11 protein-coding genes, 1 tRNA gene and 1 CRISPR repeat array are annotated in these 17,821 nt (G+C 72.0%); of the genes, 3 read left to right on the forward strand and 9 right to left on the reverse strand.

Annotated elements, in window-relative coordinates; genetic code table 11:
* Positions 1-12 precede the first annotated feature (12 nt).
* A complete protein-coding gene (locus tag BUE48_RS13225) occupies positions 13-1,545 on the reverse strand; it encodes a chromosome segregation ATPase (protein WP_286989975.1) in 1,533 nt (510 codons plus the stop codon).
* Positions 1,546-1,674: 129 nt separating this feature from the next.
* On the opposite strand from BUE48_RS13225, the gene BUE48_RS13230 reads away from it, so the two are divergent.
* Positions 1,675-2,487 (forward strand): (2Fe-2S)-binding protein, encoded by an 813-nt coding sequence (locus tag BUE48_RS13230; protein ID WP_041439688.1) that lies wholly within the window; start codon positions 1,675-1,677, stop codon positions 2,485-2,487.
* Positions 2,488-2,497: 10 nt separating this feature from the next.
* On the opposite strand, the gene hrpA is transcribed toward BUE48_RS13230, so the two are convergent.
* Positions 2,498-6,409, reverse strand: a complete 3,912-nt coding sequence (gene hrpA, locus BUE48_RS13235; RefSeq protein WP_286989977.1) for an ATP-dependent RNA helicase HrpA — start codon at positions 6,407-6,409, stop codon at positions 2,498-2,500.
* Between the two features lie 339 nt (positions 6,410-6,748).
* On the opposite strand from hrpA, the gene BUE48_RS13240 reads away from it, so the two are divergent.
* The gene (locus tag BUE48_RS13240; protein WP_012853004.1) at positions 6,749-7,216 is read left to right on the forward strand and encodes an ester cyclase; all 468 of its coding nucleotides are present in this window, start codon (positions 6,749-6,751) and stop codon (positions 7,214-7,216) included.
* Positions 7,217-7,362: 146 nt separating this feature from the next.
* Here BUE48_RS13240 and BUE48_RS13245 read toward each other — a convergent pair whose 3' ends face one another.
* From BUE48_RS13245 to BUE48_RS13275, 7 genes are all read right to left on the reverse strand, one after another.
* Positions 7,363-8,367, reverse strand: a complete 1,005-nt coding sequence (locus BUE48_RS13245) for an aldo/keto reductase (RefSeq protein WP_012853005.1) — start codon at positions 8,365-8,367, stop codon at positions 7,363-7,365.
* Between the two features lie 64 nt (positions 8,368-8,431).
* Positions 8,432-9,655 carry an ROK family transcriptional regulator gene (locus BUE48_RS13250; RefSeq protein WP_148233015.1) on the reverse strand — a complete coding sequence of 408 codons (1,224 nt, stop codon included), beginning with the start codon at positions 9,653-9,655 and terminating at the stop codon, positions 8,432-8,434.
* Complete coding sequence (locus BUE48_RS13255) at positions 9,655-10,464, reverse strand: ATP-binding cassette domain-containing protein (RefSeq protein ID WP_012853007.1); 810 nt, start codon at positions 10,462-10,464, stop codon at positions 9,655-9,657. Before BUE48_RS13255 ends, BUE48_RS13250 begins: the two co-directional genes overlap by 1 nt.
* 110 nt (positions 10,465-10,574) lie before the next feature.
* On the reverse strand, positions 10,575-11,822 hold the full coding sequence (locus tag BUE48_RS13260) for a sugar ABC transporter permease (RefSeq protein WP_245536855.1): 1,248 nt from the start codon (positions 11,820-11,822) through the stop codon (positions 10,575-10,577).
* A 50-nt stretch (positions 11,823-11,872) separates the two neighbouring features.
* Positions 11,873-12,658: an ATP-binding cassette domain-containing protein gene (locus tag BUE48_RS13265; RefSeq protein WP_012853009.1), complete on the reverse strand. Its 786-nt coding sequence runs from the start codon at positions 12,656-12,658 to the stop codon at positions 11,873-11,875.
* 216 nt (positions 12,659-12,874) lie between these two features.
* Positions 12,875-13,951, reverse strand: coding sequence for a sugar ABC transporter substrate-binding protein (locus BUE48_RS13270; RefSeq protein WP_286989980.1), 1,077 nt, complete (start codon positions 13,949-13,951; stop codon positions 12,875-12,877).
* A 228-nt stretch (positions 13,952-14,179) separates the two neighbouring features.
* Positions 14,180-15,127, reverse strand: coding sequence for a D-alanyl-D-alanine carboxypeptidase family protein (locus BUE48_RS13275; RefSeq protein ID WP_286989981.1), 948 nt, complete (start codon positions 15,125-15,127; stop codon positions 14,180-14,182).
* Between the two features lie 110 nt (positions 15,128-15,237).
* On the opposite strand from BUE48_RS13275, the gene BUE48_RS13280 reads away from it, so the two are divergent.
* Positions 15,238-15,311: transfer RNA gene (locus BUE48_RS13280), tRNA-Pro, on the forward strand.
* An 801-nt stretch (positions 15,312-16,112) separates the two neighbouring features.
* A CRISPR array of direct repeats spans positions 16,113-17,735; the repeat unit is 37 nt; unit sequence GCCGCAATGAGGACCGGCCGCTGAGGGCCGGTGACAC.
* Positions 17,736-17,821: the final 86 nt, after the last annotated feature.

The raw sequence follows: 17,821 nt of genomic DNA on the forward strand, positions 1-17,821 counted from the left end.
CACGAAGGCCGGTCAGGGCCGGGCGAAGAGCGGGTCCTCCCGGTCCGCCTCCCCGTTGGGGCCGCGGCCGTTTCCCTCCTGGCCGTTGGCGGCGGGAGGGGCGTAGGGGGACGGCAGCGGGGCGAAGGTGCCGGAGGAGGCGTTGTAACCGGCGGCGGGGGCCTCATACACCCCTCCGCCGATCGGCCTGTTCTCGCCCCCCTGAGCGCCGGGGGTGGGCGAAGGCGTGCTCTGGGTGCCGGGGGAGGGTGGCACCGGAGCGCCCGGCCCGCCGGAGGCCGGCGGTGCGGCCGGCGCGGAGGGGGCGCCGCCGGGCACGGGGGGCGCGGCCGGGGTCACCGACGACAGCACCCCCTGCGCGACGTTCTGCACGCCGGAGGAGACGTTCTGGGTGAGCTGGTCGATCTGGCGGCGGGCCCGGTCGGCCTCGGCGCGGGCGGCGTCCCGCTCGGCGGCCAGCGCCGTCAGCGCCGCCTGCAGCTCGGTGACCGTCTGGGCCAGCTGCTGGGTCTGCCCGGCCTGCTCGGCCAGGCGGGCGCTGAGCTGGTCGCGTTCGGCCTGGGCCTGCTGGGCCTGGACCAGCGCGGCGTCGCGCTCCTTGAGCGCCTCCTCGCAGCGGGCCTTGGCCCGGGCGGCCTCGGCTTCGGCTTCGGCCTGGGCCCGGCGGGCGGCGTTGCGCTCCTCCTCGGCCTTGGTGGCCGCCTGGACGGCCTGGGCCCGCTGCGCCTCGGCCTCCCGCATGACCGCCCGCAGGTCATCTGCGCTCTTGCGGGCGGCGGCGGCCTCGGCGCGCTGCGCCTCCACCGCGGCCTCGGCCTCGGCCAGCTTGGCGTGCAGGGAGACCAGCTCGGCGCGGCTGGACTCCAGCGCCGACAGCAGCTCGCCCTCGCGGGCGGTGACGCGGTCGCGCTCGGACTCGGCGGCCTGCTTGGCGGCCACCGCCTGCTGGGCGATCTGCTGGGCCTCCTCCCAGGCCTGCTGGGCGGCGTCCCGCTTGGCGGTGGCGATCCTGGCCTCCTCGCGGGCGCGCCGGGCCTCCTCCTCGGCCGCCTCGGCCCGGGCCCGGGCGGCGGCGGCCTCGTGGCGGGCCTCCTCGGCCTGCCGCTGGGAGGCGTCGCGTTCGGTCTGCGCGATGGCCAGGTCCCGGGCGGCCTCGGCCCGCACCTCGGCGATGCGCCGCTCCACCCCTGCCACGCTCAGCTCGGCCGTCAGCGACTCGGCGAGCCCGTCGGCCATCTTCTCCAGACGCTCGACCAGTTCCCAGGTCCAGGCGACCTGGCCGGTCAGGCCGGGAGCGTCCCGGTTGCGCTCGCGACGGCTGCGCGCCTCGCGCTCGCACGCCCCGTCGTTGTCCTGGCAGTACCGGATGATGCGGACACCCCCGACCGGCTGCGGCACCGGCCGTCCGCAGTTGGCGCAGGGCCAGACGGTGACGGGGTCGCCCACCCGCGCCACGGCGGTGTCGGCGTCCCCCTGGCCGCCCGTGTGCGCGGAGCGCGCGACCAGCTCCGCGCTGTTGACACCGGGCTCATCGCTGTTCGACATGACATGAAACGATACGCACTTGGTATATGGGGCTGTAGGGACTTGGGGATGGTTGTGGCGACTTCCATTCGCCGTGCCCTGTGACGGGCGGCCTGGGCCACGGGCCGCAGTCGTTCCTATACTCCCGGCGTGCGGCAGGGAGGATCCGGACGGGCCGTGGCGGAGGCGCTGGCGGACGTCGCGCGCCTGGGCCCCTTCTTCGCCGTCTCCACCGATCCGGCAGAAGGCGCCGACCCGCGGTGGCGGCCGGTGCCGGAGGGGGTGCCGGCCCTCATCGAGGCGACCGCCGCGCGCCTGGGCGTTCCGGTGGACCGGGTGGCCGCCTCCACCGCCCAGCTCGCGCTGGCGGCCCGGCTGTGGTCGCCGGTGCTGGGCTGCGCCCTGCTGCACGGGCTGGTGCCGGACCTGGCGGCGCTGCGGCAGCGTCTGGACGCCTCCGGCACCGTCCGGCTGTGGCTCGATGCGGCGAGATCGGCGGACCTCCTGCGGGCCGGGACGCCGGATGCGAAGAACGCCGGACGGGACGACGGAGCGGAGGAGGCGGACGTGAGGGCTCCCGCCGGCCTTCACGAACGGGACGAGGCGGCAGGCCCTGTGGCGCAGATGGCCGCCGCCGTCCGCCGTTCGGTCATCGAAGGGCAGCTGACGGCGGTCCATGAGGCGGTGCGCGCCCGCGTGCCGGTGGCCGCCGGGCTGCTGTGGGGCAACGCCGCCTCGGCGATGATCGGGGCGCTGCGCGTGCTGGCCGCGGCCCACCCCGGCCTCGCCGGCCGCAGCCGGCGCCTGGCCCGGCGGCTGCTGGAAGAAGAGGAGCTGCGCGGCTCGGGCGTGCCGGCGGGGCCGGGGCTGACGTTCCGGCGCCGCAGCTGCTGCCTTTACTACCGTCTCGGCGGCGGGGGCCTGTGCGGCGACTGCTGTTTCACCGTCGCTCCCGGGTCCTGAGGTTCTCCGGTCACAGCGGGATCTGGGCGATGGCCTTGAGGATGCGTTTTTCGGAGACCGGATGGCGGGTGCCCAGCTGCTGGGCGAACAGGCTGACCCGGAACTCCTCCAGCATCCACCGGATGTGCCGGACGGGCTCCTCCTGGCGGCGGGCCGCGGGCAGGCGGCGCAGCAGCTGCTCGTACTCCTGCCGCATCCGCTCCACCTGCTGCATCAGCAACCGGTCCCGGCCGGGGTTGTCGGGCAGCTTGTCCAGCCGCACCAGCATCGCCCGCAGGTAGCGCAGCAGGTCGGGCAGGCGCTGCCAGCCGGTGGCGGTGACGAACCCGGGGGCGATCAGCTCCTTGAGCTGGGTGCGCAGGTCGGTCAGCGACGGCACCAGCGCAAGGCTGGTGGTGCCGCGCAGCCGCCGGTCGACCTCGTGCGCGGCGCTCAGGATCTGCCCGACCTGGCCGACGATGGCGGCGGCGGTGTCGGCCAGCTCGGCGCGCACATGGTCGTGCAGCCTGGTGAAGCCCGCCGCGTCCCAGGCGGGCCCGCCGGCCTCGGCCATGAGCTTGTCGGCGGCGGCGGTGACGCAGTCGTCCAGCAGCGCCGGCACCGAGCCGTGCGGGCTCCGGCTCAAGGCCAGCTTGGCCTGGTTGCTCAGCCCACCGGTCAGGAACTTCATCGGGGACGGCGAGTTCAGCAACAGCAGCCGGCGGGTGCCGCCCCACATGGCCTGCCGCTGCTCGGCCGGGGTCTCATACAGGCGCACGGCGACGCTGTCGCCTTCGTCGGTCAGCGCCGGGTAGGCCTTGACCGCGTATCCGGCGTGGCGGCGTTCGAAGACCTGCGGGAGGGCGTCCATGTCCCAGCTCTTCAGCCCGCTGCGCTCGATGCCGTCCTTTTTGGCGGCGCTTGAGAGGGTGCCGCGGACCTTGCCGCGCAGCCGCCGTTTCAGCTCCTCCAGGTCCTTGCCCTCGGCGACGGTGCGGTCGCGGCCGTCGACCACCCGGAAGGTCATCTTCAGATGGTCGGGGACGCGCGCATAGTCCCAGCTTTCGCGGGGCACGGTGACGCCGGTCATGGCGCGCAGCTCGCGTTCCAGCGCCGCCAGCAGCGGCTCGGTGCGGGGCGAGAGCCGGGCCAGCACCTTGCGGGCCACGTCGGGGGCGGGCACGAAGTTGACCCGCAGCTGCTTGGGCAGCGAGCGGATCAGCTCGGTGACCAGTTCGGCGCGCAGCCCCGGCACCTGCCAGTCGAACCCGTCCGCTTTGACCTGGTTGAGGACCTCCAGGGGGATGTGCACGGTGACGCCGTCGTTGCCGTCGGCGTCCGCGCCGGGTTCGAACAGGTAGGTCAGTTTCAGCCGCAGCGGGCCCTGCTGCCAGTGGTCGGGGTAGTCGGCCTCGCTGACCTCGCCGGCACCGGCGTTGATCAGCATCTGCTTGTCGAAGTTCAGCAGGTCCGGATTCTTGCGGCGGGCCTTCTTCCACCAGGCGTCGAAGTGCCGGACGGAGACGACCTCGGCGGGGATGCGCTGGTCGTAGAAGTCGAACAAGGTCTCCTCATCGACCAGGATGTCGCGGCGGCGGGCCCGGTGCTCCAGCTCCTCGACTTCTTCCAGCAGCGCCCGGTTCTCGTGGAAGAAGGCGTGGTGGGTGTCCCATTCGCCGCCCACCAGGGCGTGCCGGATGAACAGCTCCCGCGACAGTTCCGGGTCGATGCGGGTGTAGTTGACCCGGCGCTGGGTGACGATGGGCACCCCGTAGAGGGTGACCCGTTCGTACGCCATCGCCGCGCCCTGCCGTTTGGACCAGTGCGGTTCGCTGTAGGTGCGTTTGACCAGGTGGGCGGCGAGCGGTTCGATCCACTCCGGTTCGATCCTGGCGTTGACGCGGGCCCACAGCCGCGAGGTCTCCACCAGCTCGGCCGACATGACCCACCGCGGCGGTTTCTTGAACAGCCCCGAGCCGGGGAAGATGGCGAAGCGGGCGCCGCGGGCGCCCAGGTAGTCGCGCCGTTCGGGGTCCAGCAGCCCGATGTGCGACAGCAGCCCGGCCAGCAGCGCCTGGTGGATGCGCTCGGGCGGGGCGTCGGCGGTGTTGACGGTCACGCCCAGGCTCTTGGCGACCTGCTTGAGCTGGCCGTGCAGGTCCTGCCATTCGCGGATCCGCAGGTAGTGCAGGAATTCGTTCTTGCACATGCGGCGGAACTGGCTGCCGGACAGCTCCCGCTGCCGCTCCTGCAGGTAGTTCCACAGGTTCAGGTAGGCCAGGAAGTCCGAGGACGGGTCGGCGAAGCGGCGGTGCTTTTCGTCGGCGGCCTGCTGCTTGTCGGCGGGGCGTTCCCGCGGGTCCTGGATGGACAGGGCGGAGGCGATGATGAGGACCTCGCGGACGCAGCCGAGCCGGTCGGCCTCCAGCACCATGCGGCCCAGGCGGGGGTCCACCGGGAGCTGGGCCAGTTTGCGGCCCAGCGGGGTGAGCCGTTTGCGCGGGTCCTTGGCGGCCGGGTCGAGGGCCCCCAGTTCGATCAGCAGGTCGATGCCGGCCTTGATGTTGCGCCGGTCCGGCGGGTCGACGAACGGGAAGGCGGCGATGTCGCCCAGGCCCAGGTTGGTCATCTGCAAGATGACCGAGGCCAAATTGGTGCGCAGGATCTCCGGGTCGGTGAACTCCGGGCGGCTTTCGAAGTCCTCTTGCGAATACAGGCGGATGCAGATGCCTTCGGAGACCCGGCCGCAGCGGCCCTTGCGCTGGTTGGCCGATGCCTGGGAGATCGCCTCGATCGGCAGGCGCTGGACCTTCAGGCGGTGGCTGTAGCGGGAGATGCGGGCGGTGCCGGGGTCGATGACGTATTTGATGCCCGGGACCGTCAGCGAGGTCTCGGCGACGTTGGTGGCCAGCACGATCCGCCGACCGCGGTGCGGCTGGAAGACGCGCTGCTGCTCGGCCGCCGACAGCCGGGCGTACAGCGGCAGGATCTCGGTGCCGGGCAGGTCCCGTTTGGCCAGCGCCTCGGCGGTGTCGCGGATCTCCCGTTCGCCGGACAGGAACACCAGGATGTCGCCGGGGCCCTCGGCGCACAGCTCGTCCACCGCGTCGCTGATGGCCTGGATCTGGTCGCGGTCGGGGTCGGCCTCGGGGTCGTCGGGGTCGACGATGGGGCGGTAGCGGACCTCCACCGGGTAGGTGCGGCCGGAGACCTCCACGATGGGGGCGCCGCCGAAGTGCGCCGAGAACCGCTCCGGGTCGATGGTCGCCGAGGTGATGATCACCTTCAGGTCGGGGCGGCGGGGCAGGATCTCCTTCAGGTAGCCCAGCAGGAAGTCGATGTTGAGGCTGCGTTCGTGGGCCTCGTCGATGATGATCGTGTCGTAGCGGCGCAGCAGCCGGTCGCCTTGGATCTCCGCCAGCAGGATGCCGTCGGTCATCAGCTTGACCAGCGTGTCGTCGCTGGAGGTGTCGGTGAAGCGCACCTTGTAGCCGACCAGCTCCCCCAGCGTGGTGCCCAGCTCCTCGGCGATGCGGGTGGCGACGGCGCGGGCGGCCAGGCGGCGCGGCTGGGTGTGCCCGATCGTGCCGAGCACCCCGCGGCCCAGCTCCAGGCAGATCTTGGGCAGCTGGGTGGTCTTGCCCGAGCCGGTCTCCCCTGCCACGATCACCACTTGGTGGTCGCGAATGGCCGCGGCGATCTCGTCTTTCTTCTGGGTGACCGGCAGCTCGGCCGGGTAGGTGATCGGCGGCACCGCCGCCCGGCGGCGCGCCACCTTCGCCTCGGCCCGTTCGACGTCGGCGGCGATCTTGGCGGTCACCGCGGCCAGGCGCGTCTCCTCGCGCAGCTTGCACGCCCCGTCGATACGGCGGCGCAGCCGATGCCGGTCCTCGGCCATCAGCTGGGGCAGTCGCTGCCGTAGCTCGGCCAGCGGCGTCGTCACAGGCGTCCCTTCACAGCGATCGTCTTCACCACACATGCCGTCCGCTCATGCCGTCCGCGACGGAAGGCAGGCGGCGCCGCGACCGGAGGGGGCGGTCCCGGCGCAAAGAAGGCCGCTCGTCACGGTCGCCGAAACCGGCGCCGCAACCTGCAAGACCGTAGCCACCATACGGCCCCTGGGCGACCGATTTTTCCGCCAGGGGCTCTGCGGGCCGCGGCTCTTCCGGTGAGGAGTGCCATCGCCACGACCGGGTATGGCCAATTTCTTACCGGCCCTCAAGGATCATCGTTACCCGATCACCGGCCGGCGCGTTACATGGGGAGGAAAGAGGAGGTTGCCGTGGGAAGCACAGCGGCGGAGGCAGCGGATCTGCGGGCCAGGCGCGAGGCGGTCGTCCGCGAGCACATGGAGGCCGAGAACGCACTGGACTTCGATCGGGCACTGAGCACCTTCGACCATCCCCGCTATGAGCTGATGGCCACCGGCCAGGTCTTCGACGGGCCCGAGGAGGTCATGGGCTACTACCGGACCACCCGCGAGGCCTTCCCGGACCAGCGCAACGAGAACGTGGTGCTGCGGCACGCCGACGACGCGGTGATCGCCGAGTTCGACCTCAAAGGCACCCATCTGGGCCCTTACCTGGGTTTTCCACCCACCGGCAAGTCGTTCACCTGCCGGATGGCGGCGCTGTTCCTGTTCGAGGGCGACCGCATCGTCTGCGAGCGGGTCTACTTCGACCTGACCACCATCGCCGCGCAGCTGGGGCTGCTCGGCGAGGTGGCCAAACTGGCGGAACCGGCCGGCTGATCCCGCGTCGGGGCGGCCACGGCGGGACGGGCGTTTCACAAAAGACCCGAGGCGGAGGCCCTGGCGGCGCATGCCGCCGCGCCGCCTTCAGGCCCCGCCGTATCTCCGCGGTGGGCATCGCGGAGATACGGCGGGTGAGAAAGGGCTCAGTAGCGGTCACCGACCGGGGCCGGCAGGGCGTCCAGCTCCGCCAGGTCCGCGGCGGTCAGCTCCAAGTCCGCGGCGGCGGCGTTCTCCCGCAGGTAGCGGGACTTCTTGGTGCCCGGGATCGGGATCACATGCTCGCCGCGGGCCAGCACCCAGGCGATGGCGACCTGCGCCGGGGTGGCGCCGTGCCGCTCGGCGACCCGGCGGACCGCCTCGACGATCCGCATGTTGCGGCGCAGCGCCTCCTCCTGGAAGCGGGGGTTGCGCCGCCGGATGTCGCCCTCCTCGAAGTCGGCCTTGGTGATCGTGCCGGTCAGAAAGCCCCGGCCCAGCGGGGAGAACGCCACGAACACCGCGCCGTGGGCGGCGCACCAGCCCACCACGTCCCCGGCCTCCTGGTCCGACATGCCCTGGCCGCTCATCCCGCCGGCGGTGCCGCCGGGAACGCCGGTCGGGTCGCGCGTCCACAGCGACAGCTCCGACTGGATCGCCGAGACCGGGTGGATGGCGTGCGCCTCCTCGGCCTGGGCCACGGTGACCTCCGACAGCCCGATCCGCCGCACCTTGCCCTCGGCGACCAGCTCGGCCAGCGCGCCCCAGCTGTCGGCCAGCGGCACCTCCGGATCGACCCGGTGCAGGTAGTACAGGTCGATGACGTCGGTGCCGAGCCGCCGCAAGCTGGCCTCGGCCGCCTGCTTGAGGTGGCGGGGCGAGCCGTTGCGGCCGACCCGTCCGGTGTCCGGGTCGCCGACCAGCCCGCCCTTGGTGCACAGCACGACCCGGTCGCGGATGCCGGCCAGCGCCCGGCCGATCAGCGTCTCGTTGTGGCCCAGGCCGTAGACGTCGGAGGTGTCCAGGAACGTCACGCCCAGCTCCACCGCCTCGCGGATCAGCGCCTGCGAGGCCCGGTCGTCGCGTTCGGACGGGCCGTAAGCCCAGCTCATGCTCATGCAGCCCAGACCGACCGCACCCACCCGGGTGCCGGCGAACGTCCGTGTCTTCATCAAGCGACCCTCCTCGGCCTCGCATGTTCCTCCCCGCCGCGGCCTTGAGGCGGCGGGGCCGCTTTCAGGTGCCGGAGGACGCGGCGCGCAGCCGGCCCAGCACCTCCAGCGGGTCGTTGAGCACCTCGCTGAAGGCCAGCTCGGCGGCGCCGATCAAGGTGGTGTCGTCCCCCAGCTCGGCGGTGCGCAGCTTCACCCGCTCCCGGGGGGCGGCCAGCCCATGGGTGGCCAGCCGGCTGCGGACCTGCGCGGCCGACCCCAGGTAGATGTCCCGCAGCGTCCCCCCGAAGACGACCATGGCGGGGTTGAAGATGTTGACCAGGTTGGCCACGCCCAGCCCCAGCCAGTCGCCGGTCCGGCACAGCGCGTCGCGGGCGACGGCGTCGCCGCGGTCGGCGGCGTCCACCACGGCGCGCACCGCATCCCGGCCGATCCGCCCGGCGGCGACCTGCCCGGCCCGCGCCAGCAGGGCGTCCTCGCCGACCTCGGCCTCCAGGCAGCCCCGCGAGCCGCAGCCGCAGCGCCGCCCGCCGGGGTTGACCACCATGTGCCCGACCTCGCCGCCGTAGCCGTCGGCCCCGCCCAGCAGCCGGCCGCCGACGATGATGCCGCCGCCGATTCCCACGTCCCCGTGCAGGTAGATCAGGTCGTTGCAGCCGACCCCGACGCCGCGGCGGTGCTCGGCCAGCGCCCCCAGATTGGCGTCGTTGCCGATCGCCACGCTCACCCCCAGCCCCAGCCGCCGCGACAGGGCGTCCCCCAGCGACACGTCGGTGGCGCCCAGGTTCGGCCCGTAGCGCAGCATCCCGTCGGCGCTGCGGACGATGCCGGAGAACGCCGCCCCCGCGCCCACGCACACCGCGTCCCGGTCGGCCCGGCGCACCAGCTGGCGGGTGAAGGACGCCAGCGCGCCCACCACCTCATCGGGGTCGAACGGGCCGCGCGGGCGGGCGCTTTCGCGCCGCTCCAAGATCACCCCGCCCAGCCCGACCCGGGCGGCCACCAGCCGGTCCACCCCGATGTCGAAGGCCAGCACATACACCCGGGTCGATTCGGGGCGCACCACCAGCGACGGCCGGCCGGCCCGCCGGCGCACCTCGCGCGGCAGCTCCTCGCGCACCACCCCGGCGGCGGTCAGCTCGCCGGTCAACGCCATGATCGTGCTGCGGTTGAGGCCCATGCCCTCGGCCAGCTCGGCACGCGAGGCCGCCCCCCGCAGATGGATGTGGCGCAGCAGCGTGCCCAGGTTGTGCCGGCGGGCCTCTTCCGGGGACGGAGCGGCGCGCATCATCCCCGTCCGGCCTCGCGGAGGCGGCCGGTGCCGTTGCGGCCGGCGACCGCGCCGGAGCCGTCCAAGCCGTCCATGCGCCCGGAGGTGATCAGCTCCACGACCTGGGAGTAGGTCACCTCCGAGGCCTTGACCTGGGCGACGGTGCGGCCCAGGTACAGCGCGCAGATCCGGTCGGCCACCGCGAACACGTCGTTCATGTTGTGCGAGATCAGCACCACGGCCCGGCCCTTGTCGGCCAGGCGCCGCACCACCTCCAGCACCTGCTGGGTCTGCGCGACGCCGAGCGCGGCGGTCGGCTCGTCCAGCACCACCACCTTGGCGTCCCACAGCATGGCGCGGGCGATGGCCACGCTCTGCCGCTGCCCGCCCGACAGGCCGGACACCGGCTGCCGCACCGACTTGATGGTGCGCACCGACAGCCCGGTCAAAGCGCGGATGGCCAGCTCCTCCATGGCGGCCTCATCCAGCACCAGGCCGTTGCGCCACTCCCGGCCCAGGAACATGTTCTGCACGATGTCGAGGTTCTCGCACAGCGCCAGGTCCTGGTGGACGATCTCGATGCCCAGCTCGGCGGCCTCGCGGGGACTGCCGACCCGCACCGGGCGGCCCTCGAACAGGTACTCGCCGCGGTCCATGGGCCAGACCCCGCCCAGGCATTTGACCAGGGTGGACTTGCCCGCCCCGTTGTCGCCGACCAGGGCGGTGACCTCGCCGGCGTACGCCGACAGGGCGACATCGTGCAGCACCTGGACGGGGCCGAAGCTCTTGCCGACCCCCCGCAGGTCCAGTACGGGCGTCACGGACATCTCGCAGAGCTCCCCACCTGGCGCCCCGTCCCCGGCAAGCGGGACGATCACACGCCGCCGCGAGCCTACCAGCCGGGCCGCCGGGGCGGAGGCGGCCCGGCCGGTGCGCCTCAGCGGCCGACGGCGACGCGCCTGCGGCGGGCCAGCGCATCGACGCTGGCGGCCAGCAGCAGCACCCCGCCGGTGATCAGCATGTTGAGGTAGGCCTGCGCGCCCAGCAACCCCAGCCCGTTGGCGATCACCGAGATGACCAGGCCGCCCAGCACCGCGTCGATGGCCCGGCCCTTGCCGCCGAACAGGCTGGTGCCGCCGATCACCGCGGCGCCCACCGCGTACAGCAGCACGTTGCCGGCGCCGGCGTCGGGGGTGACGGAGTTGAGCCGGGAGGCGTCCACCATCCCGGCCACCGCGGCCAGCGTGGAGGCGATCATGAACACCGACATGCGGATGGCGGTGACGTTGATGCCGGCGCGGCGGGCGGCCTCGGCGTTGCCGCCGACGGCGTACACGTGCCGGCCGTAGACGGTGCGGCCCAGCACGAAGGTCGCTGTGATCACCAGCAGGGCCACCAGCGGTACGCCCCACGGCACGCCGTTGAGCACCACCGTCGGGCTGGGGGCGCGGTCCAGGCCCATCAGGAAGGTGATGCCCAGCAGCGCCGCCGTCACCACCGCGATCCGCCCCACCACCAGCCCCAGGGGAGGCGCGATCAGCCCGCGGCTGCGCTGGCGGTGCCGGCGCAGCAGCTGCGAGGCCGCGAACAGGACCGAGCAGCCGACCGCCAGCGTCCAGCCCAGCCAGATCGGCATGTTGTCGTTGGCCAGCGCCACGATCACCTCATCGCGCACCGGGACGGTGCCGCCCTCGCCGATCAGCCGCAGCGTGATGCCCTGCAGGCCCAAAAACAGCGCCAGCGTCACCACGAAGGACGGTATCCGCACCACCGCCACCAGCAGCCCGATGACGGCGCCGATCAGCAGCCCGGTGAGCAGCGCGGCGAGCACGGCGGTGTACCAGGGCTGCCCGGCCTCGACCATCAGCTTGGCCATCACCGCCGCGCACACCCCGCTGGTCACCCCGGCCGACAGGTCGATCTCGCCCAGCAGCAGCACGAACACCAACCCCAGCGCCAGGATCGTCACCGACATGGCCTGCACGAACAGGTTGGCGATGTTGCGCTCGGACAAAAACGTCTCCGGCCGCAGCGCGGTGAACAGCACGATCAGCGACACCAGGCCGAAGACCGCCGGCAGCGAGCCCAGTTCCCCGGCGCGCACCTTGGCCCAGTAGTCGCGGACGGCCGAGGCCGTGGTGTGCTCGCGCCGGTCGATGGCGAAGTCGGCGTCGGCGACCTTCACGGCGGTCTCCTTGAGCTCGTGGGAGTGGATTGACATCGCAGCGCCCCCGCTCACAGATGGTTGTCGGTGGTCGCCGGGGACAGGCCGAGGTCCCCCGACCGGCCGGCGGTGATGAGCTCGACCACCTGGGTGGAGGTGACGGCGGACCGCGGGACGTGGGCGGCGACCCGGCCCAGGTACAGGGCGGTGATGCGGTCGGCCACCTGGAAGACGTCGTTCATGTTGTGGGAGATCAGCACCACGCCGTGGCCGGTGTCGGCCAGGCGCCGCACCAGCTCCAGCACCTGGCGGGTCTGCGCGACGCCGAGCGCGGCGGTGGGCTCGTCCAAGATCACCACTTTGGACTGCCACAGCACGGCCTTGGCGATCGCGACGGTCTGCCGCTGCCCGCCCGACAGGCTGGCCACCAGCTGCCGCACCGACTTGACGGTGCGCACCGACAGCTTGGCGAGGGTCTGGCGGGCCGACTCCTCCATCGACGCCTCGTCCAGCACCAGCCCGCGGGTGCGCTCGCGGCCCAGGAACATGTTCTGGACGATGTCGAGGTTGTCGGCCAGCGCCAGGTCCTGGTAGACGACCTCGATGCCCAGCGCCGCCGCGTCGCGGGGGCTGTTGATCGTCACCGGGCGTCCCTCGAAGAAGAACTCGCCGGAGTCGACCGGGTGGATGCCCGCGATGCACTTGATGAGGGTGGACTTGCCGGCGCCGTTGTCGCCGACCAGCGCGGTCACCTCTCCCGGGTAGACGGCGAAGTCCACATCGTGCAGGACCTTCACCGCCCCGAAGCTTTTGTTGACCCCGGTCAGCTGCAGCACCGGGGTTGCCTTGTCAGCCACTGTGCTCCTTCCGGACGGGCGGGGACGCCCGGGGCGCGGGCGTCCCCGCCGGTCACCGGATCTTCGTCGGCCTCGCGCCCGGCCCGGGGTCGCCGGGCCGGGCGCGAGGCGCTCTTCACCGGATCTGCCGCGGCACCCGGCCTGCGGATCCGCGCGTGCCCGGGGTGCGCCGCGGGCACCCGTCCGGGCCGGGAGGGGACGGGTGCCGAAGCGGGCTCACTGGATACCGGCCTCGGCGCACTTGTCGGCGTACTCGCCCGCGCAGAGCTCGTCCTTCTTGACGAAGCCGTCGTCGACGACCTGCTTGACGTTCTCCTTGAAGATCGCCACCGGGGTGAGCAGCACCGACGGCACGTCCCGGTTGCCCTCGGGGTCCTTGGTGACGCCGTTGGTCTCGGCCTGCTCACCCTTCAGCAGCGAGATCGCCAGCTTGGCGGCGGCCTCGGCCTGCTGCTTGATCGGCTTGTAGACGGTCATGCACTGGGTGCCGTCCAGGATGTTCTGCAGGCCCTGCAAGGTGGCGTCCTGGCCGGTCACCGCGACCTTCCCGGCCACCTTGTTCTTCTTCAGGATGGACACCGCGGCGTTGCCGAGCCCGTCGTTGGCGGCCAGCACCCCGTCGATCTCGCCTTTGTGCTCGGTCCACATCTGCTCGAAGATGGTGGCGGCGCGCTGGTTGTCCCAGCCGAGCACGGCCTGCTCGGCGACCTTCGTGTAGCTGGAGACCTTGTCGAGCACCGAGTGGGCGCCCTGGGCGAACAAGGTGGCGTTGTTGTCGGTGGGGGCGCCGTTCAGGTAGACGATGTTGGCCTTCTTGTCGCCGAGGCACTTTTGCAGGCCCTTGCCGAGCTCCTCGCCGACCTTCACGTTGTCGAAGGAGACGTAGTAGTCCGACACGCCGCCCAGCGTCAGCCGGTCGTAGTCGATGGTCTTGACGCCCTGCTGCTGGGCCTTGCGGGTCACCGCGGCGGCCGAGTTGGAGTCGATGCCGTCGATCAGCAGCACGGTCACCCCGCTGGTGATCATCTGGTCGGCGATGGTCTGGAAGCGCTGCACCGAGCCCTCGGCGTTCTGGATGTCGTACTGCACGCCGGCGGCCTTGAACGCCTGCTCCAGGTAGGGCCGGTCGAAGCTCTCGTAGCGGACCGAGGACTTGGTGTCGGGCAGGATCACGCCGACCTTGCCCTGGACGGCGCCGCCCTGGCCGCCGTCGGCGGAGTCGTCACCGCAGGCGGTGAGGGTGAGGGCGGCCGCCGTGGAGATCGCGGCGATACCGAGGATTCCCTTGCGCATCTGCACGGGTCCTTTCTGGAAGCGCGGCCGCCGGGTCAGCGGCCGCGCGGGGTGGGGTTTCCGGACGTATGGCAACGCGCGTCGCATGGCGGGACGGGTCACGCCCCACCGTATGAATGTTGTGCTCCGCAACATATGACGCGACGACCAGCATCGCTAGAGGAAAGACCCCCCGGTTTTGTTGCGAGCGATAACAATCAGGCAACGACCGCCCCGGCGCGGCCCCGCTCAGATGCCGCCGGCCTGCAGCACCTGCCTGGTCAGCGCGGTCAGCCGCCCTGAGGCCGCCCGGAACGAGCTGCCCGCCGGATGCAGGGTCAGCACCACCACGATGTGCCGGTCGTCCTCCCCCACCGTCCCGGTGGTGTGCAGCACCGGACGCCCCAGCCCCAGATCGGGCGCCGCAGCCGGCCGGTACCGCAGCCCGTTCGCCCCCGCCTGCCCGCACGGCTCGGCCGGCACCGTCCCGAACCCCGACCACCCCTGCTTGACCGCCCACGGCCGCCGCACCGCCCGCGGAATCCCGAAGTACTGGTCGAACCCGTCCGTGCCGCACCGGGTCGCCTTGCGCAGCTCCCCCAGCACCACGTCCCGAACTTCGGGCCGCGCCCGCTCCAGCAGGTAGCGGTACACCTTCACCACGTCATGGGCGCTGATCGCGGTGTACCCCCAATACCCCGGCCGGTCGGCCGGCGGCGGCGCCGTATCCACCAGCCGCAGCCGCTTCACCATCCGCGCCACGATCGCCCGCCGCCCACCGCGCGTCCACAGCACCGTGGCCGCCCGGTCATCACTGGACCGCAGCATCCCCCGCAACAGCGCCAGATCCCCCGCCGGCACCTCCCGCCGCGACTCCAGGTAGTCCAGCGCGATCAGGATCTTCACCACCGAGGCCGACCGCACCGTCTGATGCGCATCGCGCCGCACCGTCACCTTCCCGGCGGCCCGGTCGAACACCATGTACCCGGCCCACACCCCCGCAGGAACCCGAGGCACCACCCGCCGCCTGCGCTCCGAGGCGGACGGCACCGGCCCCGGCGCCCCGCTACCCGCCGTCGTCTCCACCACCGGCGGACTCTGCCCGACCCGCGACTCCCCTCCCCCAGTGGTGCACCCGCCCACCGCGAGCACCACCGCCACCGAGAACACCAGCCCACGCCACATCACAGAAGCCACCCGCCCATCCCACCAGCCCCCGCAGCCCCAGGTCACCCGCCCTTCCGAATTCCCGTTACGCACTAGGCCGCCGACTGCGCTAAGGTAGTCACGCCTGCTCCGCCAGGCACCGGGATGTGGCGCAGCTTGGTAGCGCACTTGACTGGGGGTCAAGGGGTCGTGGGTTCAAATCCCGCCATCCCGACACGAACTAGCAGGTCAGAGGCCTGATCATCACCCTGATGATCAGGCCTCTCGATCGTTTGCCAGCCATTCGTCAGCGGCTCCGGCCGTCTCCCACGGCACTCCGACGGTTCACACGACACCGGGCGAACCCCTGTCCCATGATCATCTCTGCGTGTGTTCACACGCCCCGAGAGCCCGGCAGGGATCTCCGTCGCCCCGAGCAACGCCGTGATCTTCCAGGGACCGGAGTCCAACCCTATGCGGAAGCCTCTCGCGCTCCGCCGAACGCCCCGATGGGTGCCCCGTCGCCTCGAAGAGCCGGCGCGAAGCTGACACCGTCTCGCCGGCGGCCCCTGGCGACCAGGTGCGCCGCTGCCAAACCGCCCGCCCCTTGAGCACTCAACGGGCCCGGTGACCACGAGCTGTCACGCAAAGGACGGACCGACTCCATTCCCGCCATCGAAACGCTCCGATACGTCCGCACGGTCGCCCCGGTGAAGCACGGAGCATCCCCGGAACACCCGGGCCTGCTCAAGTCGGAGACCCCCGGCAAAATGCTCTCCGAGCGCCCCAAGAACAAGGCTGGTCACTGCCATCCGCAATGGTGCCAGCGCCCTGGTCGTGGGAGATGGATGTCCTGCTGGTAGTCCCATTCCCGACGTCCTGTCCCGGCAACGAGCCATCGCCTAGTGCGATTTGGACATTCGACTCGAGAGCACATCGACGCCCTTGCTCAAGAGCGAGCCATCTCGCAATGAGGAGCAGCTCCCGAAAGCCGGTGACACATCTGCTGTGGAAAGTTCCCTACCGAGCGACGAGCGCCACAACGAGGACCGGCCGCTAAGGGCCGGTGACACGGCTACAAGCCGCAATGAGGAGCGGCCGCTGAGGGCCGGTGACACCCCCGCACCTACCAGCAGTACAAGGCGCTGATGAAGCCGCAATGAGGACCGGCCGCTGAGGGCCGGTGACACCGCCACCGTGCCCGACTGCAACGCGCCCGAGAACAGGGCCGCAATGAGGACCGGCCGCTGAGGGCCGGTGACACCGGGGTGTCCTCGTACAAGCGCCCGTCTTCGTCGGCGCCGCAATGAGGACCGGCCGCTGAGGGCCGGTGACACCCTGGCCGGTGCCGCCGCAGGCCTCGCAGACGGTCTCGCCGCAATGAGGACCGGCCGCTGAGGGCCGGTGACACGCCGGCGCAGGTCGGGGAGCTCTGGGGCGTCTCGGAGCCGCAATGAGGACCGGCCGCTGAGGGCCGGTGACACATCTACCTAACTCCCAAAAACGCTCGCAACGTGGCGGCCGCAATGAGGACCGGCCGCTGAGGGCCGGTGACACGCCTGAACGGGGTCGTCGGCAGGTCGCCCCAGCGGGTGCCGCAATGAGGACCGGCCGCTGAGGGCCGGTGACACACGCAGCGTGCCCGGCCGGTCTCTGCTCGTGTTAGGGGCCGCAATGAGGACCGGCCGCTGAGGGCCGGTGACACCTGACCACTCGGCTCGTCCGTGAGAACCAAACGGTCGTGCCGCAATGAGGACCGGCCGCTGAGGGCCGGTGACACGTCCCCGTGCGGCCGCTGCCACAAGCCCAGGACGAGCCGCAATGAGGACCGGCCGCTGAGGGCCGGTGACACGCTCTCGCTGGCGATGCTGTGCACCCGCCCGGCGTAGCCGCAATGAGGACCGGCCGCTGAGGGCCGGTGACACTCGTCGGCCGAGGCCACCAGCGCGCCGCCGGGCTCGGGCCGCAATGAGGACCGGCCGCTGAGGGCCGGTGACACCCCCGCCCCGGGGGCCGTCCCCTGCGCATCGAAAGGCCGCAATGAGGACCGGCCGCTGAGGGCCGGTGACACATCCCTCAGGAACGCCAGGGCGCTGGCGGTGACAGGGCCGCAATGAGGACCGGCCGCTGAGGGCCGGTGACACGCGGGCCGATGGGCTCCCGCACGTCGAGGTCATCGAGCCGCAATGAGGACCGGCCGCTGAGGGCCGGTGACACTTGGCCCTCAGGTGCCGCAGGTTGCCCAGGCCAAAGCTGCCGCAATGAGGACCGGCCGCTGAGGGCCGGTGACACCCTGGGCGGGCTCGTCGTCGGTGCCGAAATCGGCGAGGCCGCAATGAGGACCGGCCGCTGAGGGCCGGTGACACGTCGAACTCGCCGGGCTTGGGGCGGTAGGGGCCGATGCCGCAATGAGGACCGGCCGCTGAGGGCCGGTGACACGCGGCGCTGCTCGCCGATCTCGGCGCCCGGCATAGGCCGCAATGAGGACCGGCCGCTGAGGGCCGGTGACACGTCCACATACATCGCCTGCACGCGCGCGTTCACGACGCCGCAATGAGGACCGGCCGCTGAGGGCCGGTGACACCTCACCTCCCGGCCGGCCATCGGACCGGCCTTAGGAGTGCCGCAATGAGGACCGGCCGCTGAGGGCCGGTGACACGCCCTATGAGCTGGGAATTCTCCGGAGAGTAGGGAGACTGTGACAGCTTCGCTGCCCGTTTTGTTCCTCATAGTTGCTCTTTGGGG

Source organism: Thermomonospora sp. CIF 1, assembly GCF_001896795.1.
Taxonomy (GTDB): domain Bacteria; phylum Actinomycetota; class Actinomycetes; order Streptosporangiales; family Streptosporangiaceae; genus Thermomonospora; species Thermomonospora curvata.